General features: G+C 53.6%; 22 protein-coding genes. 15 read left to right on the forward strand and 7 right to left on the reverse strand.

Features of this window, described 5'->3' with window-relative positions:
- Window positions 1-72: 72 nt before the first annotated feature.
- The 10 genes from atpG to LMED105_RS00585 all read left to right on the forward strand — a co-directional run bounded on the left by atpG (window position 73) and on the right by LMED105_RS00585 (window position 11053).
- Complete coding sequence (gene atpG, locus LMED105_RS00540; RefSeq protein ID WP_008247094.1) at window positions 73-942, forward strand: F0F1 ATP synthase subunit gamma; 870 nt, start codon at window positions 73-75, stop codon at window positions 940-942.
- 38 nt (window positions 943-980) lie between these two features.
- Window positions 981-2372 carry a F0F1 ATP synthase subunit beta gene (gene atpD, locus LMED105_RS00545; RefSeq protein WP_008247095.1) on the forward strand — a complete coding sequence of 464 codons (1392 nt, stop codon included), beginning with the start codon at window positions 981-983 and terminating at the stop codon, window positions 2370-2372.
- Between the two features lie 69 nt (window positions 2373-2441).
- A complete protein-coding gene (locus tag LMED105_RS00550; RefSeq protein ID WP_040512011.1) occupies window positions 2442-2861 on the forward strand; it encodes a F0F1 ATP synthase subunit epsilon in 420 nt (139 codons plus the stop codon).
- A gap of 134 nt (window positions 2862-2995) precedes the next feature.
- Window positions 2996-3385 (forward strand): hypothetical protein, encoded by a 390-nt coding sequence (locus LMED105_RS00555; RefSeq protein ID WP_008247112.1) that lies wholly within the window; start codon window positions 2996-2998, stop codon window positions 3383-3385.
- Window positions 3386-3420: 35 nt separating this feature from the next.
- Window positions 3421-4245, forward strand: coding sequence for a metallophosphoesterase (locus LMED105_RS00560; protein ID WP_008247114.1), 825 nt, complete (start codon window positions 3421-3423; stop codon window positions 4243-4245).
- Entirely contained in the window at window positions 4242-5051 is an 810-nt protein-coding gene (locus tag LMED105_RS00565) for a hydroxypyruvate isomerase family protein (RefSeq protein ID WP_008247123.1), read from the forward strand. The genes LMED105_RS00560 and LMED105_RS00565 overlap by 4 nt, the downstream gene beginning before the upstream one ends.
- Before the next feature lie 31 nt (window positions 5052-5082).
- Window positions 5083-5511, forward strand: a complete 429-nt coding sequence (locus tag LMED105_RS00570) for a CoA-binding protein (RefSeq protein WP_232222684.1) — start codon at window positions 5083-5085, stop codon at window positions 5509-5511.
- A gap of 25 nt (window positions 5512-5536) precedes the next feature.
- Window positions 5537-6631, forward strand: coding sequence for a uroporphyrinogen decarboxylase (hemE, locus tag LMED105_RS00575; RefSeq protein ID WP_008247126.1), 1095 nt, complete (start codon window positions 5537-5539; stop codon window positions 6629-6631).
- A gap of 332 nt (window positions 6632-6963) precedes the next feature.
- On the forward strand, window positions 6964-9006 hold the full coding sequence (locus LMED105_RS00580) for a primosomal protein N' (protein ID WP_008247127.1): 2043 nt from the start codon (window positions 6964-6966) through the stop codon (window positions 9004-9006).
- Window positions 9007-9052: 46 nt separating this feature from the next.
- Window positions 9053-11053, forward strand: coding sequence for a UvrD-helicase domain-containing protein (locus tag LMED105_RS00585; protein WP_008247128.1), 2001 nt, complete (start codon window positions 9053-9055; stop codon window positions 11051-11053).
- A 19-nt stretch (window positions 11054-11072) separates the two neighbouring features.
- On the opposite strand, the gene LMED105_RS00590 is transcribed toward LMED105_RS00585, so the two are convergent.
- The 3 genes from LMED105_RS00590 to LMED105_RS00600 form a co-directional block, all read right to left on the reverse strand.
- Window positions 11073-11438 (reverse strand): response regulator, encoded by a 366-nt coding sequence (locus tag LMED105_RS00590; protein WP_008247129.1) that lies wholly within the window; start codon window positions 11436-11438, stop codon window positions 11073-11075.
- A 37-nt stretch (window positions 11439-11475) separates the two neighbouring features.
- Window positions 11476-12138, reverse strand: a complete 663-nt coding sequence (locus LMED105_RS00595; RefSeq protein WP_008247130.1) for an NAD(P)H-binding protein — start codon at window positions 12136-12138, stop codon at window positions 11476-11478.
- A 74-nt stretch (window positions 12139-12212) separates the two neighbouring features.
- Entirely contained in the window at window positions 12213-13109 is an 897-nt protein-coding gene (locus LMED105_RS00600; protein ID WP_008247131.1) for an SDR family oxidoreductase, read from the reverse strand.
- A 112-nt stretch (window positions 13110-13221) separates the two neighbouring features.
- Between LMED105_RS00600 and LMED105_RS00605 the strand changes: the two genes are divergently transcribed.
- Window positions 13222-13890, forward strand: coding sequence for a TetR/AcrR family transcriptional regulator (locus LMED105_RS00605; RefSeq protein ID WP_008247132.1), 669 nt, complete (start codon window positions 13222-13224; stop codon window positions 13888-13890).
- Between the two features lie 69 nt (window positions 13891-13959).
- Here LMED105_RS00605 and LMED105_RS00610 read toward each other — a convergent pair whose 3' ends face one another.
- Entirely contained in the window at window positions 13960-14487 is a 528-nt protein-coding gene (locus LMED105_RS00610) for a cytochrome c5 family protein (protein WP_008247133.1), read from the reverse strand.
- Window positions 14488-14732: 245 nt separating this feature from the next.
- Between LMED105_RS00610 and LMED105_RS00615 the strand changes: the two genes are divergently transcribed.
- From LMED105_RS00615 to LMED105_RS00625, 3 genes are all read left to right on the forward strand, one after another.
- On the forward strand, window positions 14733-15281 hold the full coding sequence (locus tag LMED105_RS00615; protein WP_232222686.1) for a cytochrome b: 549 nt from the start codon (window positions 14733-14735) through the stop codon (window positions 15279-15281).
- Between the two features lie 34 nt (window positions 15282-15315).
- Entirely contained in the window at window positions 15316-15873 is a 558-nt protein-coding gene (locus tag LMED105_RS00620) for a YceI family protein (RefSeq protein WP_008247136.1), read from the forward strand.
- A gap of 67 nt (window positions 15874-15940) precedes the next feature.
- On the forward strand, window positions 15941-16519 hold the full coding sequence (locus LMED105_RS00625) for a YceI family protein (protein WP_008247144.1): 579 nt from the start codon (window positions 15941-15943) through the stop codon (window positions 16517-16519).
- Between the two features lie 67 nt (window positions 16520-16586).
- Here the strand turns inward: LMED105_RS00625 and LMED105_RS00630 are convergent, their stop codons facing one another.
- A complete protein-coding gene (locus tag LMED105_RS00630) occupies window positions 16587-17585 on the reverse strand; it encodes a TerC family protein (RefSeq protein ID WP_008247145.1) in 999 nt (332 codons plus the stop codon).
- A 135-nt stretch (window positions 17586-17720) separates the two neighbouring features.
- On the opposite strand from LMED105_RS00630, the gene LMED105_RS00635 reads away from it, so the two are divergent.
- Window positions 17721-18596 (forward strand): LysR family transcriptional regulator, encoded by an 876-nt coding sequence (locus LMED105_RS00635; RefSeq protein WP_008247146.1) that lies wholly within the window; start codon window positions 17721-17723, stop codon window positions 18594-18596.
- Here the strand turns inward: LMED105_RS00635 and LMED105_RS00640 are convergent.
- The gene (locus LMED105_RS00640) at window positions 18593-19189 is read right to left on the reverse strand and encodes a CBS domain-containing protein (RefSeq protein WP_040512135.1); all 597 of its coding nucleotides are present in this window, start codon (window positions 19187-19189) and stop codon (window positions 18593-18595) included. The genes LMED105_RS00635 and LMED105_RS00640 overlap by 4 nt on opposite strands.
- A 218-nt stretch (window positions 19190-19407) precedes the next feature.
- Window positions 19408-20133: a triacylglycerol lipase gene (locus tag LMED105_RS00645; RefSeq protein WP_008247148.1), complete on the reverse strand. Its 726-nt coding sequence runs from the start codon at window positions 20131-20133 to the stop codon at window positions 19408-19410.
- Between the last annotated feature and the right edge of the window lie 79 nt (window positions 20134-20212).

The following is a 20212-nucleotide window of genomic DNA, read 5'->3' on the forward strand; positions in this document are numbered from 1 at the left end:
CAGAGCGATCTGATTGTACCCACCGCATAACTCGGAAGGTCTTGCACCTTCCCAGTCATTGGAGGAAATACGATGTCAGGAATGAAGGAAATCCGGACCAAGATCAAGAGCGTGCAAAACACGCGAAAGATCACGAAGGCGATGGAAATGGTGGCTGCGTCCAAAATGCGCAAAGCCCAGGACCGTATGCGTTCGGCTCGTCCCTATGCGGACAAAGTTCGGAATATTTGCGCCAACCTGGCCAAGGCAAACCCTGAATACCGCCATGAATACATGGTGGCGCGCGACGAAATCAAAAACGTGGCTGCGATTGTTGTGACAACGGACAAAGGTCTGTGTGGTGGCTTGAACACCAACATTCTGCGTCTGGTCACCAGCAAGTTTCAGGAGTTTGGTGCCAAGGGCGCAAAGGTACGAGCAACCGCAATCGGTACAAAGGGCGCTGGCTTCTTTAACCGCATTGGTGTTGACGTGACTTCCAAAGTGACGGGTCTTGGCGACAAGCCCCACCTGGAAGCACTGATTGGCGCGATCAAGGTTCAACTTGATGCGTACGTTGCAGGCGAAGTGGATGCCGTTTATCTGGCCTACACCAAGTTTGTGAACACCATGAAGCAAGAAGCCGTGTTCGAGCAATTGCTGCCCCTGGGTGGCGAAAGGCTGCAAGCCGATGAGGGTTCCACGTCGTGGGACTACATCTATGAGCCGGATGCGAAGGCCGTGATTGACGATTTGTTACTGCGTTACATCGAAGCATTGGTGTACCAGGCAGTGGCAGAGAACATGGCTTCAGAACAATCAGCACGTATGGTTGCGATGAAGGCAGCGTCAGACAACGCCAAGAATGTGATCAGTGAACTGCAACTTACCTACAACAAAGCCCGTCAGGCTGCCATTACGAAAGAACTGGCAGAGATCGTCGGCGGCGCAGCGGCTGTGTAAGCGGATGTTCGGAACGATTTTGAATTAAGGAAATAACGATGAGTACTGCGACAAACGAAGGAAAAATCGTACAGTGTATCGGCGCGGTTATTGACGTTGAGTTTTCACGCAACAACATGCCGAAAGTGTACGACGCGCTAACCATGGAAGGTTCCGAACTGACACTGGAAGTTCAGCAGCAGCTGGGTGACGGTGTAGTTCGTACCATCTGTTTGGGTGCATCAGACGGCTTGCGCCGTGGCATGGCTGTGCACAACACAGGCAAGCCAATTTCAGTTCCCGTGGGCCAAGGCACACTGGGCCGCATCATGGATGTATTGGGTCGCCCAATCGATGAAGCAGGTCCCGTAACCACCGACGCAACACGTGCCATTCACCAGAACGCCCCTGCTTTCGACGAACTGTCACCCTCGACAGAACTGCTCGAAACAGGCATCAAGGTGATCGACTTGATCTGCCCGTTCGCCAAAGGCGGTAAGGTAGGCTTGTTCGGTGGTGCGGGTGTGGGCAAGACCGTGAACATGATGGAATTGATCAACAACATCGCCAAGCAACACGGTGGTTACTCCGTGTTTGCCGGTGTGGGTGAGCGTACTCGTGAGGGTAACGACTTCTACCACGAGATGAAAGATTCCAACGTGTTGGACAAAGTGGCACTGGTGTATGGCCAGATGAACGAGCCTCCCGGCAACCGTCTGCGCGTTGCGTTGACTGGCTTGACCATGGCTGAATACTTCCGTGACGAAGGCCGTGACGTTCTGCTGTTCGTAGACAATATTTACCGCTTTACATTGGCCGGTACTGAAGTGTCTGCGTTGCTGGGTCGTATGCCTTCTGCGGTGGGTTACCAGCCAACACTGGCCGAAGAAATGGGTCGCTTGCAAGAGCGTATTACTTCGACCAAGAAGGGCTCCATTACTTCCGTGCAAGCGGTTTACGTTCCTGCGGATGACTTGACCGACCCGTCACCTGCGACAACGTTTGCTCACTTGGATGCGACAGTTGTGTTGTCTCGTGACATCGCTTCCTTGGGTATTTACCCTGCGGTGGATCCACTGGATTCCACATCACGCCAGGTTGACCCCAACATCATCGGTGAAGAGCATTACAACGTGGCCCGTGGCGTGCAGCAAACACTGCAGCGTTACAAGGAACTGCGCGACATTATCGCGATTTTGGGTATGGACGAATTGTCTCCAGAAGACAAGTTGGCCGTGGCCCGTGCGCGTAAAATCCAGCGTTTCCTGTCACAGCCTTTCACAGTGGCTGAAGTGTTCACCGGTTCGCCCGGCAAATACGTGTCACTGAAGGAAACCATTCGCGGCTTCAAGATGATTGTGAACGGTGAGTGTGACCACTTGCCTGAGCAGGCTTTCTACATGGTAGGTACCATCGATGAAGCCTTCGAAAAAGCCAAGAAAATTCAGTAATCCGATTGGTGTGTCGTGTACCGGCAAAGGTGAAAACCCAAGCCGGTGCCCATCACAAAGGAAATGAGTATGTCGACAATCCGCGTGGACGTGGTGAGTGCAGAAGAATCAATCTTCGAAGGTGAAGCAGAGTTTGTTGCTTTGCCCGGAGAGCAGGGTGAGCTGGGTATTTACCCACGCCACACCCCGCTGATTACACGCATCAAGCCCGGTACAGTTCGCATCAAGATTGCAGGTCAGGCTGAAGAAGAAGTGGTGTTTGTAAACGGTGGCGTGTTGGAAGTACAACCCAACTCGGTGACCGTTCTTGCAGACACGGCCCTTCGTGGCAGCGACCTGGATGAAGCCAAAGCAACGGAAGCCAAGCGTTTGGCCGAAGAAGCATTGGCCAATCGCAGTGCGGACATTGACTATGCTCAAGCACAGGCTGAATTGGCTTCCGCGATTGCGCAGTTGCAAGCCATCAAGCGCTTGAGAAAAGTACGTTAAGTAATACAGGGTTGAAAAACCAGTGAGAAGCCACGGTGAAAACCGTGGCTTTTTTCTTGGGCAGACCCATTGTGAAAGTCTGTGGAACCTACCCGCATGGATTCGCAACATAAGTGGCAATCAAGGAGCCATTTATGTACCAACAATTCGATGCGCTGTTGAAAGACCTCCAACAGAATCGCCCCAGTAACATGACTCCCTCAGGGCGTGTGTTTTTCTTCAATGATCAGGCAGTACTGCTTCAGCCTGGGGAAATGGAAGGCATTACCTGGGTTGATATTCACATTGAATTAAAACGCTTTCGCCTCGATAACCTCGCTGCTGCCAAGAAAGTGCTGCAGGCCAATCGTGAAATGGGCGCTTCAACACCCATCCCCTCTTGGTTTGCAATCGATCCGAAAAATGATTGCCTGGTATTCGTCAATCGACTGGACTGGCGGCATATCAGCTGCAAAATTCTGGAAGATCATATTCTGCGGTGCATTGAACAAATGGGCAGTGCGCTGGCGACTGAGGGTGTGTAATCCGCTTTGACTCCTCTACAGGTTAGAATAAAGGCATGAAAATCGCCTTGTACTCTGATCTGCATCTTGAGACGATGCGCCGCTTCCCCGCTTTGGCGGCTGTTCCACAACCCGCTGAGGATGTGGACTTGATGATCCTTGCCGGAGACATTCACCAAGGGACGCAGGGTTTGCAGGCGCTCGCCGACCTGGGCGAGAAACACAATATTTATGTGGCGGGCAACCACGAGTACTACAACCACGACATTGAAATTCTGGACGACCATTTGTTTGAACTGGCCGCGAGGAAACAATTGAATTACCTGCAGCGAACCAGCGTGGTAATTCAGGGCGTGCGTTTTCTGGGTTGTACCTTGTGGACCGATTTTAATATACAGCCCGGTTGGCGGTTTGGTGCCGAGTTGGTGGCCAAGGCATTTTTGCCAGATTACAAATTAATCCGCATGCGTGGCAAACAGTTTTCCCCCAGCATGGGAATCGATTTGCACTATCAGAATATTGACTGGCTGGAGTCTGCACTGGCCGTACCGTTTGATGGAAAAACCGTGGTGATTACTCACCATGCGCCGCATCCGCAAAGCATTCACCCGCGTTTTAATCTCAGCCCGATCAACGCCGCATTTGTATCCGACCTCAGTCGCTTGATGGGCAAGGCCGATGTGTGGGTACATGGGCACATGCACGATTCATTTGATTACACAGTTCACAACAACGGTGGTCAAACCCGCGTGCTGGTGAATCCGCGAGGTTATGTTCGCAAAAAAGGCAAAGCCCGAAAAATGGAGCGCGGACAGGTACAAGTGACGCCACAGGCCTTCGAAAACCCGTTTTTCAATCCACACTTGGTGTTTGAAGTATGAAGCTGGCTGCCAACCTAAGCTGGCTGTACACCGAATTTGATTTCCCGGACAGATTGCATACTTGCGCTCAAGATGGCTTCAGACACGCTGAGTGTATGTTTCCCTATGATTATCCAGCTGAACTGTTGCGCGACAAGGCGCTTGAGGCCGGCGTGCAATGGGTGTTGATCAATGCACCGGCAGGCGATTGGACTAAGGGCGATCGGGGATTGGCCTGTTCGCCCGCACGGCGCGATGAATTCAGGCATTCAATTGAACGCGCTGTGAATTGCGCCACGGTGCTGGGTGTGCGCAAGGTGCATGTGCTGGCAGGCGTTTTGAATTCAAGCGAAGGACAAAGTGCGCAGGCTGCGTGGGATTGTTATGAAGAAAACCTGTTGTGGCTGGCCGGCACCATGAGCGCTGAGCCGATTGACTGGTTGATTGAACCCATCAACCATTTCGATGTGCCCGGTTACCTGTTAAGCAGGCAGGCTGACGCACACGAATTGCTGATCCGCTTGAACAAACCTAACCTGGGCGTGCAAATGGACCTTTACCATTGCCTACGCACCGAAGGGGAAGTCTTGAAAGCACTGAGCGATTACTTGCCCACCGGGCGGGTAAAACACATGCAACTGGCGGGTGTGCCCAATCGCGATGAACCAGGGGCCGAAGTGTACGCGCCGGTGTGTGCCCATTTGAAGATGTTGGGCTACAACGGCCACATGGGTTGCGAGTATCGGCCCAAGGCCGGCACCCGCGATGGCTTGGGCTGGATCCGAAGCACTGGTTTTTCAGGCACAATGGAGTCCTTCGAAACTTGAGCTTAGGCGGGCAACCGCTGGAAGAATGCGCATGCAAGACGCTGAACTGAAGCAACTGCTCGAAAACACCAAAACGATCGCTGTGGTGGGCTTCTCCTCGCAGGCTCACAAGCCCAGTTTTTTTGTGGCCAAGTACCTTCAATCGCAGGGTTATCGAATTTTGCCAATCAATCCGGCTTTGCAGGGGCGACCCAGCGGCTTGATGGGTGAAACCTGCTACCCCGATTTAAAAACAGCGATCGCAGAAACCGGTTTGAAGATTGATTTGGTGGATGTGTTTCGCCGTGCCGAACACACCCCCGATGTGTTGGCTCAGGCCATGAATGTGGGTGCCGGCGCTGTATGGTTGCAGCAGGGTATTCGCAATGATCTGGTGGAAGCCAAGGCCCGCGCAGCGGGTTTGCCCTTTGTGATGGACCGTTGTTTGAAAACCGAACACCAGCGTCTGTTTTTAGTTTGAATTTATACAAGAAGCACTTACGAACATGAGCAGTTTTCAGCCCGTCAAGAACGACACCTTCCTGCGCGCATTGCGTCGCGAAGCCACCGAGTACACCCCTGTCTGGCTGATGCGCCAGGCGGGCCGCTATTTGCCTGAATACCGGGCAACGCGCGCGAAGGCCGGTAACTTCATGGGTTTGTGCACCAACCCTGAGGCGGCCTGCGAGGTAACACTGCAGCCGCTGGAGCGTTACAAGTTAGATGCCGCCATTCTGTTCTCCGACATTCTGACCGTGCCCGACGCCATGGGCCTGGGCCTTTACTTCGCGGAAGGCGAAGGCCCGAAGTTTGAGCGCCCCCTGGTGACTGAGGCTGACGTGGCCAAGCTGGCCGTGCCTGACATTGGCACCAGCCTGCGTTATGTGACTGACGCAGTCAGCACCATCCGTGGTGCTCTGGGCGGGCGCGTACCGCTGATTGGTTTTTCAGGAAGCCCGTGGACATTGGCTTGTTACATGGTGGAAGGCGGGGGCAGCAGCGATTTCCGCAAGGTAAAAACCATGTTGTACAAACGGCCAGACCTGATGCACCGCATTCTGGAAGTGACCACCGAGGCGGTCAGCCAGTACCTGCGCGCGCAGATTGAAGCGGGCGCGCAAGCTGTGATGATTTTCGACAGTTGGGGTGGCGCCTTGGCCGACGGTGCATTCCAGAAGTTCAGTTTGAATTACGTCAAGAAAATTGTGGCCAGTTTGCCTTTGCAGGCCAACCGCGGCAGCTTTACTGAAGACATACCCTCGATTGTATTTACCAAGGGTGGTGGACTGTGGCTGGAAGATATTGCATCCAGCGGTGCCAGCGCCGTGGGTGTGGACTGGACTGTGAACCTGGGCCAGGCCCGGGCGCGCATTGGTGACCGTTGTGCCATTCAAGGTAACCTCGATCCCAATGTGTTGTTTGCCGAGCCGGCGCAAATTGAGGCTGAAGTGGCCAAGGCTCTGGAAAGTTTTGGTGTGCCACAGGCCGGTGCGGGCCATGTGTTCAATCTGGGGCATGGCATTTCCCAATTCACCAATCCGGACAGTGTGGAAGTGATGGTGAACGCGGTGCATGCCTATAGCCGCAAACAAAGGCAGTAAAAACTTGGACTTATGCACATTTTTGGCGCAAGGCAGAAGAAACATTTTTTTGCATTGCACGACGAATGGAAAAGCAGGCTGGTCAGTTAAGTCATTGTTTTAAATAAACAAAAAGGCATTTTACAAAATTTGTACTTTACATGTATGCCTACATCCTGTACTGCACCCGTGGATTATTTCCACGGATGTCCACAAAGTTATCCACATTGACTGTTAAAAATTTTGTATTCCGTTTAATTCAAGCCAGCTAGTCCATGAACTTAAAGTAAGCTGTGAAGACAGACCTAAACCAAAACACGTCATCTAACCCGATCAAGGGACACACTTTGCTGGTGAATGTGTTGGTTGCTGCACCGCTTCCTAAAGCTTTCACTTACCAATGGCACAGTGAACACACGCCCCGATTTGGGATGCGTGTGATTGTGCCTTGGGGACGTCAGCATCGAATCGGTCTGGTTCAGGGCGCCGCCCCCGATCAGCAAATGGCCGAAAACATCAAACCAGTGCACTCGGTATTGGATCATGGTGAATGCCTGAGCGCCCATTGGCAGGCCCTGATTGAATTTGCCGCCAAGTATTATCACCACCCATTGGGCATGATCGCGCTGGAGGCATTGCCCAAGGCCTTGCGTGTGTTGAATGCCCGTGGTGAAGAACCTGTGATGGTGGCCAAATCCCGGGAGCATGCGCAGAAGCTGCTGGCCGAACGGAATGACCCGCTTGCTGCAAGCAAAGGGGGTAAGGCCAAGATTGATCAACTTGAAAAGCCAGTGTTGAACGCTGAACAACTGGACGCTGTTGCACAACTGTCGAGTGCCGCTGGTTTTCAGCCTTTTTTGCTGTACGGCGTGACCGGCAGCGGCAAAACCGAGGTGTACCTGCACACGGTGGAGGAACGGCTAAAGCGCGGTGAGCAGGTGTTGGTGCTGTTGCCTGAAATTAACCTGACCCCGGCTGCACAAGCCTTGTACAAAGAGCGCTTGGCGCCCCACCGCGTGGTGGTGATGCACAGCAACCTGGCTGAATTGACCCGAACCAAGGCGTGGTTTGAAGCTGCAACGGGCGCCGCCGATGTGATCATCGCGACCCGGCTGGGCGTGCTGACCCCATTGCCGAGATTGGGCATGATTGTGGTGGATGAAGAACACGATCCTTCGTACAAACAGCAAGACGGCATGCGCTACCACGCCCGGGATTTGGCCCTGATGCTGGCCAAACAGCGCGAGGTGCCGATTGTTTTGGGTTCGGCCACCCCAGCCCTGGAAAGTTGGTTGAAGGCCGACCTGGGCGCTTACAAAAGGCTGAGCTTGAAAAACCGGGCCGTGCTGGGTGCCAGTCTGCCAAAGGTGGAATTGATCAACACCGCCAATTTTCCAGCCAAAGAGGGATTGAGCGAGCCGGCCATGCAGGCGCTGGTGCAAAACTTCGAGGCTGGCAAACAAAGCATTGTATTTTTGAACCGCCGGGGATACGCGCCACAGATGGTGTGCAATGCCTGTGGCTGGGTGGCCAATTGCGACCACTGCACAGCGCACATGGTGTGGCACAAAAATGAGCGCATGCTGCGCTGCCACCACTGTGGCGCTGGGCAGCGCGTGCCCACGCACTGCCCCACTTGCGGAAACCAGGACCTGACCGGCTTTGGCCGGGGCACGCAACGAATTGAAGAAACGCTGGCGGGTTTGTTACCCACGGCCAATATTTTGAGAATCGACGCCGACAGCACCCGCAACAAGGGGCAAATGGAAGCCTTGCTGCAACAGGCACACAGCGGGGAAGCTGATGTGTTGGTGGGCACGCAAATGATTGCCAAGGGGCACGACTTTGCAAATGTAACCCTGGTGTTGGCTTTGAATGTGGATGCCTCGCTGTATTCGCACGCCTACCGCGCGCCTGAACGACTGTTTGCGCAGTTGATGCAGGTGGCTGGCCGGGCAGGGCGCAGAGCAGGTGATGCGCGCATGGTGGTTCAAACCCGTTACCCACAGCACCCCCTGTTTGATGCCTTGAAAGCGCACGACTACGAAAGCTTTGCCAGCCATGAAATGCAGGCTCGCAAAGACGCACGCATGCCGCCGTTTTCTCATCAGGCCACCATTCGAGCCGACCATAAAAAGCTGGCCAACTGTTTGCAGTTCCTCAGCACAGCGAGGGAGCTGGGTGAACCCTTGGTGGACGCTGACAACCCTGTTTTTATGTGCGACCCGGTGCCGTTGACTGTGGTGCGGGTGGGTGGCATTGAGCGGGCGCAAATGCTGATTGAAAGCGAATCGAGGCCCGCACTTCACCGGTTTTTAACGCAGTGGCTGGCGCAATTGCACGAGCTGCCCGGCAGTGTGCGCTGGTTTTTGGAAGTGGACCCGGTCGATTTGTAAGTACCCTCTGGTACAGTAATGCCTTCCCCTGGAGTTTCCCCCCTGTATGTCTGTTGGCCTGAACAAAGCCCAAAGCGAAGCCGTGAATTATGTGGATGGTCCCTGCCTGGTACTGGCGGGTGCGGGTTCGGGTAAAACTCGGGTGATCACGCAAAAAATTGCACACCTGATCCAGAACAAGGGCGTGAGTGCCAAGAATATTGCAGCGGTTACCTTTACGAACAAGGCCGCCAAGGAAATGGAAGAGCGTGCGGCCAAGTTGTTGCATGGCAACGAGGGCAAGGGCTTGTTGGTGTGCACGTTTCACAGCTTGGGCATTCGAATTTTGCGGGAGGAACACAAACACGCAGGTTTGAAGGCGCGCTTCTCGATTCTGGATGCGACCGACACTTACGGTTTGGTACAGCAGTTGTACGGCACCACCGACAAGCAATTGATACGCAAGGCCCAAAGCGTAATTTCGCTGTGGAAAAACGGCCTAATTGACCCCGACACTGCCCTGGCACAAGCCACTACCGAGGATGAAGGGCAAATTGCACGCCTGTACAAAAGCTATGAGGCCACATTGGCTGCATACCAAGCGGTGGATTTTGATGACCTGATTTTGAAACCCACGCGTTTGTTGGCCAGCAACGATGAAGTGCGCAACCGCTGGCAAAACCGGCTGCGTTATTTGTTGGTAGACGAGGTGCAAGATACCAACGCCTGCCAGTACGATTTGCTGCGTTTGATTGCCGGGCCACGCGCCATGTTCACCGCTGTGGGCGATGATGACCAGGCCATTTATGCCTGGCGAGGCGCAACCATTGAAAACCTGCGCCAGTTGACTGAAGACTACCCGCAGTTGAAAGTGATCAAGCTGGAACAGAATTACCGGTCCACCTTGCGCATTCTTCAGGCGGCCAACCGCCTGATTGAAAACAACCCCAAGCTGTTTCCGAAAACACTGTGGAGCGACCACGGCCCGGGCGAACCGATTGTGATCAGCCCCATGGCCGATGATGAACACGAGGCCGAACAAGTGGCAATGATGCTCAGCGGTCATCGCTTCGAGCGCCGTGCCAAGTACGGTGACTATGCCATTTTGTACCGCAGTAACTTTCAGGCGCGTATTCTGGAGCAGGCTTTGCGCCGCCAGAAAATTCCGTACATTTTGAGTGGCGGGCAAAGCTTTTTCGAACGTGCTGAAATCAAGGATGTGATTGCTTATCTGCGCTTGCTGGTGAACCAGGACGACGACCCCGCATTTATTCGCGCGGTGACCACGCCCAAGCGCGGCATTGGTCAAAAAACACTCGAGGCCCTGGGCACTTATGCGGGCACACGTGGCGTTTCATTGTTTGAGGCGCTGTTTGAAACTGGCGCTGAGAGCCACCTGAATGCAGGCATGGTCGATGCGCTGCGCACTTTTGGCACCTTCATCAACAAGCTTGAATACCGCGCGCAGCGCGAGCCAGCCCGTGATTTGCTCAATGAGTTGCTGAGCACCATCAAGTACGAGGAGTGGCTTTACGAGCAGCAAGACGAGCGCGGCGCACAAGCCAAGTGGCAAAACGTGCTCGACTTTGTGAAGTGGATGGGCGACAAGGGCGAGGAAGAAGGTTCAACCCTGCTGGACCTGACCCAGAAGGTGGCCTTGATGACCATGCTGGACCGGCAAGACGATGGCACCAGGCCCGATGCCGTGCAGCTCAGTACGCTGCATGCCGCCAAGGGGCTTGAATTTCCGCATGTGTTTTTGATTGGTTGCGAAGAGAGTATTTTGCCCAGTTTTGGCGACGGCGAAGGCCGTGAACTGACCGACGACAGGCTGGAAGAAGAACGCCGCCTGATGTATGTGGGCGTGACCCGCGCACAGCGCAGCCTGAACATTACCTGGTGCAGAAAGCGGAAAAAGGCACGCGAGCTGGTGAGTTGTTTTCCATCTCGGTTCATCAAAGAGCTTCAACTGGAAACCGACAAAGACCTGCCCGACGACACGCCGAAGATGAGCCCCAAAGACCGGCTGAGTGCGCTGAAAGGTTTGTTGACCAAGGTAGCGACTTAAAAGAAAACCTGGGTAAAAATTAAGCTGTACCCAGCGCCGAGTTTGCTTTTTGGATCAGCGCTTCGGGAGTAACGGGTTTGAGTAACCAGCCAGCAAGGCCAAGTGTTTTGGCCCGTTGAATCATTTCCTTGTCGGAGTACGAGGTGATCACCACGATCGGCACGGTGGCTCCGGTTTTTCGGATTCGGTTGCACAATTCCAGCCCGTCCATGCCCGGCATGTCAATGTCGGTGATGATCAAATCGGGCGCCCCACTTTCTACGATGTCCCTGATTCCTTCCTCTGCACTTGCTGCTGTACGCACCACGTGACCTGCTTGGGTCAGGATGTGGGCGCAAACTTTTCGAATGGTGTTCGCGTCGTCGATCAGCAGAATATTGGCCATGGGATGCTTGGGTGGAATTGTAAGTTGATGTGCACAATCATACCGCGTCAGATTGAAATACTTCCGACTCTAGAACCTTCACGCCGTGTTCGGCTTTCAATGCCTCGTGCAACATGACACGGGCCAGTTTTTCAACTTTTACGCTGCGCAAACGTTTGGGTAAAAGTGGGTTGAACACGCGACTGGCCACGAGACCAATTTCTTCGCCGAGTCGAAACTCTTCGCGCTGACCGTCAAGAAGACCAGGGCGCGCGATCACAACACTGGAAATACCCGCATTCTTGACCGCCTGTTCTGCTTCGCCCTTGGTGCGCAGGTAGAGGCCTTTCGCTTTGGGATTTGCCATCATGGCCGAATTCAACACGAAGCAAGGCACTGAATGTTGTGCAGCCAGTGCAGCGAATTGGGCCACAAGTGTGTAGTCTACAAAACGGAACTGCTCGGCGGTTTTGGCCACTTTGATGGTGGTGCCCAAAGTGCAAATGACCGCATCGGCTTGCCACCATGGTGCTACTTCAGGAATGGCGTTGAAGTCGATCAACTGGTTGAGTAACTTGGGGTGTGGTGTGAGGGGTTTGCGGGTTAGTGCAACAACCTTGCCCACCTGCGGGTGAGCCAAGGCTTGCGCCAACACATGGTGCCCCACCACACCGGTAGCACCGATCAGCAGCAGGGTTTTTTGAATGTTCGTTGAACTCAAATCAAGTCCCCAATAAAAAAAACGCGGCAGTCTTAAGACTAACCGCGTTTTGCAGTGAAAGTCCAAACGCGTTGTTATGCGCTCTGAGTTTGCTTTTCTGCTGCTTTGCGCTTTTTGCGGGCAATTTGCTTGTCGCGCATTTTTTTCATTTGGCCTACGATAATGGCCTGATAGGTTTCAGGCAGTGTGCGCACCATGGCATCCATGGCAACGGCATCCGGACCCACCAGCACGCGGCGCTTGTTGCCTTTCACGGCTTTCAGGATAATGTCAGCGGCTTTTTCAGCGCTGGTGATAAAGAACTTTTCAAAGAATTCTTTGCCCTGTTCAGAGTCGGCACCTGTGAACTCTTCAATTTCAGGGGATGCAATGCTTTTGCGGGCAATCGCTGTTTTAATACCGCCGGGGTGAACGCTGGTGGCGGATACGCAGCAGTTCATCATGTCGAGTTCTTGACGCAGGCTTTCTGTGAAACCGCGCACAGCGAACTTGGTTGAGTTGTAAGTGCTTTGTGTGGGTTGAGCACACAGGCCGAACAAGCTGCTGGTGTTGATGATGTGACCTTCACCAGATGCCTTCAGGTGTGGCAAGAATGCTTTGGTGCCGTAAACGACGCCCCAGAAGTTGATGCCCATGATCCACTCGAACTTGTCGTAGTCGATGTGTTCAACGGGGGTTGCGTAAGCCACGCCAGCGTTGTTGAAAATCAGGTTGACTTTGCCGTGGTCTTTCGCGGTTTGATCAGCCCAGGCGTACATGGCTTCGCGATTGGACACGTCCAGCTGCTGGCTGGTGACCTTGACATTGGGGGCCGCTGCTTTCACCAGTTTTACGGTTTCGGCCAGGCCTTTGGTGTCAACATCAGAGATGGACACATGGCAGCCGTCTTTGGCCAGTTGAAGGGCAAGAGTGCGGCCCATGCCAGATGCGGCGCCAGTGATTGCGGCAACTTTGCCGTTGAATGATTTCATGTGTCGGTCTCCAATGTGCTGTGTTGTAGCTGTAATTTGACAATCGTGGTTGTCAATTTAATGTTGGGCCTGCATACTGTCAATGCCTATTTTTTGAGTATATCTTCCAATTATGAATGCGAAAGCACCGGAGCAAATTGCCAAAGCCGCAGGGCGTCGTTACCGCGGGGTCTCCAATGAAACCCGCAAGGCGGAGCGTCGGCTCAAGTTGATTGAAGCGGGCATCAAGGTGTTCGGGTCGACTGGTTACCATGCGGCCACGGTGAAAGGCCTGTGCCAGGAGGCAGGGCTGACTGAGCGATACTTTTACGAAAGTTTCAGCAATGCCGAGGCTTTGTTTACGGCCTGCTACCTGCACATTACCGATACCCTGCGTGAGAAGCTGCAAAAGGTGTTGTTGGGTATGGAGGACGACAATCTGGAGCAGGCCACCCGTACGGGTTTGACCGTGTTTTTCAGCCAGTTCAAGGAAAGCCCGCAGGCGGCCCGTATTTTGTTGGTCGAGGTGCTGACAGTGAACCGGCACCTGGAAGAATTGAGTTTAAAAACGCTGTACAGCTTTGTGGAAATGCTGGAAACACTGGCCAAACCCTTGATTGAACAGCGAAAGGACGGTGCAGTGAAAGGCCTTGATTCAACTTTGCTGGCCTCGGGCCTGGTGGGGTCGGTGCTTTACATGGCTGCACGCTGGAGCATGGACGGTTGCAGGAAGCCGGTAGAGGATGTGGTGGAAAATGCCATGCTGATATTTCGTGGCGTGGGCATGCTGCTGACCGAATAAAAAAACCCGCCGGATGGCGGGTTTTTTACAGCGGACTTATTTGATTGGCCTTGCCAGTTAAATTGCCGGTTACTTCGCAGCTTCAGCGGTTGCGGGAGCGGCTGGTTCGGGTGCAACATAGTCAGCGCCCACTTCCTTGCCCATGTAGGCCACTGCTCGGGCCACTTCGATGTCGTCGAGGTCGGAATTGCCGCCCTTGGCAGGCATGGCACCAATGCCATTCACCGCGTTTTGCCAAAGGGTATCAAAGCCCTTGGTCAAGCGGCTGCTCCACTGGCCTTGATCGCCCAGTTTTGGGGAACCAGCAGCGCCAGAGTCATGGCAAGCTGCACATGCGGCGGCGTAAACCTGTTCACCTGTTTTCAGAACACGGGGAGCGCTGGCATCAACGAAGTCGATGGTGCCCACGGGCGCAAGGCGTGCGGCAATTGATTCTTCAGAAAATGCATTGCTGCCAGCGGCGGGTTTTTCGCTGCTGCTGACGTAGTAAGCCAGCAAAATAATGACGAAAATCGGAATGACAAACGCTGCAATGACGGCATAGATCAGTTGCTTGGGTGTCTTGATTAGAAGTTCGTGTTCGTTTGAATCGCTCATACGACGTCCTGATTGAAAGCGCTGGTTGAAACGTAATTATTAGGGCTGCACAATACTGGCTGATTAACGCCTATGAAACGCCTATGAAACGCCTATGGACGTGCCCGATAGATGTTTAGGCCTTGCGGCATGTACGCAGCTTCAAAACAACTGTAAATTGTATCTTGAAAAAGGCTTTAAACCCAACTATTTATTGCTGAAAATGCAAGCCTGTGCTGCAAAGGGATGAGATTTTGAAAAGTGCATTGAGCGAAAACCATCGATATGGTTTGCCCATGGTGTTGGTTCACTGGTTAATGGCGGTGGGCATTTTGACCGCATTTGGTGTGGGTTTGTACATGGTCGACATTCCCGGTATTACCCCGTTCAAGCTGAAACTGTTCAATTGGCACAAGTGGTTGGGCGTTACCCTGTTTGCCTTGGTGTTGTTGCGCATGGTGGTTCGAATGTTGTCGAAAACCCCCAAGTACCCGGCACATTGGGGACACAACACGGTGCTGCTGGCCAAAATGGGGCATTTGGCCCTGTACTTGTTCATGTTGGGTGTGCCCGTGTTTGGTTACCTGTACAGCCTGGCCTCGGGCTACCCAGTGGTTTGGTTCGGTGTGATTGAACTGCCGGTGGTGATCGAGAAAAACGCGGAATTAAAAGAGTTGTTTAAAACCTTGCATGAACTTTCAGGCAAAGGCTTGGTCTTGTTGGTGGTGGGCCATGTGTTGATGGCCTTGAAGCATCACGTTCTGGATCGCGACGGTATTTTGGGTCGCATGATTCCCGGGATGCGAGCCGATTAGTCTCCGATAGTTCTCAAGCTCTGCAGGATTCACTATGACATATCCGTTCGCCAAGGCGCTTTCAGGCCTGGTACTCTCAGTTTTAACCTTTCCTGCCGTGGCTGCACCCCTTGACGTGACGCAGAGCGAGGTCAAGGCCACGTTCAAACAGTTCAATGTGCCGGTGAGTGGCAATTTCAAGAAGTTTTCCGGCGATGTGCAGTATGACCCTGCCAAGCCCGCAAACACCAAAGCCACCCTGAGCGTAGACACAGCCAGTTACGACCTGGGCGATCCTGAGTACAACAAAGAGGTTGCAGGGAAAGACTGGTTTGATTCAAAGAATCATCCCAAGGCAACTTTTGTCATCACGGGTGTAACGGGCAGTGGTAACAATTTGCAGGCAACCGGCGATTTGACCATTCGTGGCATTAAAAAACCGTTGAAGTTTCCCGTAAAAATTCAAACAGCCGGCGGCAAGCACACTTTCACTGGCAAAACCCAGATCAAGCGCCTGGAATACAAGGTGGGTGCCGATGGTGAGTGGGGCGACACCAGCCTGGTGGCCGATGAAGTGGTGATCGATTTTAAATTGGTGGCGCCTGCGAAGTGAGCAGGCACACCGCGTAATACACAGCAACAACAGGGAGTTAGGGATGTTCAAACAAGTATCAAAAACAATGTTGGGCGGTGCGGTTGCACTGGGTATGTTCGGTGCGCTGGGCTCAGCAAATGCGGCGGTGGATACCTATGTCATTGATCCAAGCCACACCTTCCCATCGTTCGAGGCGGACCACATGGGCGGGCTTTCATTGTGGCGTGGCCAGTTTGAGAAAACCAAGGGCATGGTGACCCTGGACCGTGCCAACAAAACCGGCACCGTGGACATTGAAATTGATGCGGCCAGCCTTGATTTTGGCCATGGCAAGATGAACGAGCATGCCAAAGACGTGGACATGTTTGATGTGGAAGCGCACCCCACAATTACCTACAAAGCCAGCAAAATGCGCTTTGAAGGCGACAAGCCTGTGGAAGTGTTGGGCGATTTGACTTTGAAGGGCATTACCAAGCCAGTGCCTTTGAAGATCAACACCTTCAAGTGCATTATGCACCCCATGAAGAAAGCCGAGGTGTGTGGGGCCGATGCGGTGGCTGAATTCAAGCGCACGGATTTCGATCTGGGTTATGCAGTAGACAGGGGGTTTTTCCCGGAAGTGAAAGTGCTGATCACCATTGAGGCAGTGAAGCAACCCAAGTAAATCTGGATTGGAAATAGAAAAAGGCCGGTGACTTTAAAATCACCGGCCTTTTTGTTGTCAGCAAGGCTTACTTGTTTTCTGTGACGTGTTCCAGTTTTTCAGCTTTGTTGTCGCCGCGTGTTTTCCACAGAGAGAACACCACGCCACCGGCGATCAGACCCAAGGTCACGCTGAGCGAGAACGCAGGCGGGAACTTGCCAATGAAGTTCACCAGGAAAATTTTGCTGCCGATGAACACCAATACCATCGCCAAAGCGTACTTCAGGTAGTGGAAGCGGTGGATCATCGCGGCCAGTGCAAAGTACAGGGCACGCAAACCCAGAATTGCGAAAATATTGCTGGTGTACACAATGAACGGGTCGGTGGTGATTGCAAAAATTGCGGGTACGGAATCCACCGCGAAAATCAGGTCGACAAACTCGATCAATACCAAAGCCAACAACAGGGGGGTTGCAAAACGCACCACCTTGCCGGTTTTTGGGTCAGGCTCGTTGACCACAAACGCGTTGCCGCGCAGGCCTTCGGTAACACGCATGCGTTTGCGCAGGAACTTCAGGATAGCGTTGTTCTCAATGTCGGGTTCGCTATCGGCCATGAACCACATTTTGATACCGGTGATCACGAGGAACGCACCGAACAGGTAAAGCACCCAACTGAATTCTTTCACCAGTGCAGCACCCAGACCAATCATGATGGCGCGCAGCACAATGACACCCAAAATACCCCAGAACAACACGCGGTGCTGGTACTGGCGTGGAATGGCGAAGAACGAGAAGATCATGGCGATGACAAACACGTTGTCCATCGACAGTGATTTTTCAATGGCAAAGCCGGTGAAGTAGTTCATGCCGCTTTCGGAGCCCAGGTAATACCAAATCCAGGCACCGAACAAACACGCTGCGGTGATGTAGCCACCCGAGAGCAGCAGGCTTTCCTTGACCCCAATTTCGTGGTCATCCTTGTGCAGCACGCCGAGGTCGAAGGCGAGCAGCGCAACCACAATACCGACAAACAACAGCCAAATCCATGCGGCTGTGCCGAGAAAGTCGGTGTGCATGAATTCCATTAAAACGTCCACTTTGATACTCCATGAGGGTTGAATTGAACACGGCGCCATGGTGTACCAGTTGTGAGTTCGGAAAAATCAGTATTTAATGAACTGTTACTGCGGTTTTTACGAAGTTAATTGGTGGGGTTTTGAATGAACTTGAATTATCGTCATTTGCATTACTTCTGGATGGTGGCCAAAGAAGGTGGTTTTGCCCGTGCAGCTGAGCGCATGGACATGGCCATTCAAACGGTTAGTGCGCAGGTGCGCGAACTTGAGAAAGACCTTGGGCTCCAGTTGTTGAAACCGGATGGCCGAGGTGTGACTTTGACCGAGGCTGGACAGGTGGCTTTTGCCAAAGCGGAGGAAATTTTTCAACTGGGCCAAAGTTTGCCGGAGCTGGTGCGGGCGGTGGCCAGCAAACCGGTGAAGCGTTTCAGGGTGGGTTTGTGCGACGGAATTTCGAAACTGGCGGTGCACGCTTTGCTGAAGCCAGTGCTGGATACTGAAGACCTGCACTTGACCTGTCACGAGGGTGAGCCTGAGCAGTTGCTGGCTGAGTTGGCTTTGCTTCACCTTGACTTTGTGTTTGCTGGGCAACCCCCGCCAGCCAACCCCAACTTGCGCATGCAAAGCCGCGTGTTGAATACCACTACGGTGGATTGGTACGGAGCTTCGAGGTGGGTGAAAAAAAGCAGTGTGAGCCATTTTCCGCACTGCCTGGCAGAACTGCCCGTGTTGCTGCCCACGGGGCATTCCCGCTTGCGGGTGGACTTGAATTACTGGTTTGAGCAGCTGGGAATTGTGCCCCATGTGGTGGGCGAGTTCGAGGACAGCGCTTTGATGTCGGTGTTTGCCGCCCGTGGCCTGGGTGTATTTCCGGTGAGCCGCTTGGGTGTGTACGATGCGGGCACTTTAAGCGGTTTGCGCTTGTTGGGGCAGTGCCCGGATCTGCACGAGGAAATTCATGGTGTGTGGAATGTGAAGGGAATCGACCACCCCTTGGTGGTCGAATTGCTGAAAGTTTAAGCAGCGGCCACCGCGGCTTCAATTTCAGCGAAGGTGCTGGCTTTGACAGGGTCCATCACGGGAATGCCCATTTGCCGCGCAATTTGTGTAGAAGAGAACAAACCCACTACACGCATTTTGCCTGTGCGGTTGTCGACCACCAGTGCGTGTTGCCGGTTGTGTTCGCGCAGTGTGGCAATAATGTGACCCACTTCAGCGCGCGATACGGCACCGAACTCCAGAAACTCCAGGTCTGGCAGTTTCACCATCACGTCATTCACCGTGAGTTCAGGCACATTGCGATTGCTGGAAGAAGCTTCCTTGATTGCGCGCTCGCCGGCCAGGTCATTGGCGGTGAGCAGGCCTTGCAAATGACCATGGCTGTTTCTAACGAACAGCAGCTTGACGCCACACACGATCATGGTGGTGCGGGCTTGCTCCAGCGTTTCAGAGCCGGAGATGCTGACGGGGTGTACACGCCGAAGGTCTGTCATGGCGTCGAAGGCTGGCGAATCTGCTGTCAGCTTCAAAGGGCGGCTGGGGTCGCTGACCGTGATGGTGTCGGTGGCGCTGGCGCTGATGTGTTCGAGTGCTTGGTAGTGTTGTCTGATCATGTTGAAACCCTTTTTGACACACAGTCGTATTGCATCCGCAGGCTTGGGGCCGACGGGCGAGTTTGCAGGACGGACTGCATGCAAAAGAGGGTACAGGCACAAGGGTTTGTTGCCTTGTGTCGTGGCAGCGCAAGCACCGTCCACTAGAAATTTAGTCTACGCTGCTGGCGAAAAGTTTCAAGTCAGTAAAAGCCCGGAGGACACAGGTGAATACCCGCCTATTTCAGCGGTGTACCCAAGGCATAAGGCAGCAGGTTCATGACTTCCTTGCTGACACCCATGGCCAGGTGGGGCGTGTCGATCTCGATGTGTTCAACATTGGGGCTGAAGCGGTCGATGCAGGCCTGCCAGCTTACGATCGAGTCTTTCTTGCAATACAGCGCAACGATGGGGCACACAATGGGGTGCTCAAAGCGCTTCAGGGTGCTGTTTTCAATGGACTCGACATCGAGTCCGCGCATGTCATACAGCGTTTTCACGGCGGTGTATTTGGGCCCGCCAATCACTGGACTGCCAATAGTGACAATGCGGCTTACGTTTTGTTGTACTTCACGTGCTGCCTCGCGGGCCAGGTAACCACCCAGGCTCCAGCCCAGCAATTTGATGGGTGCCTGCGCCTGCTCGGAATGTTCCTTGATGTCGGCGATGACTTGCGGCAGCAGTTTGCCCACTTCGCCGTGGTTAAAACCGGCTGACCAGTGAACGGCTTTGTAACCCAGTGAGTTCAGATAGCGTTTGATGAAGGTCATGCTGCTGGAGCTGGCCCCGAAGCCTGGCAACAACAACACGGTTTGGCCTTGCCCCACGTTTTTGCGTGCCAGAAAACGCCATCCCACGGCTAGTTTGGCGGCCTCAAACGGGGTTTTGGCCTCGCCCAAAAGTAAGCTGAGCTTGGGTTTGCCAATGGAATTGCCGTAGCGTTTCTGGAATTCTGCTTTGTTCATGGGGTGTTACAAGGTTGTGCACATCCGAGAAAATACGGCAAGGCGGGGCTGTACACAAAGAGGAAACCCTCTATTAGAG

Source organism: Limnobacter sp. MED105 (assembly GCF_000170915.1).
Taxonomy (GTDB): Bacteria; Pseudomonadota; Gammaproteobacteria; order Burkholderiales; family Burkholderiaceae_B; genus Limnobacter.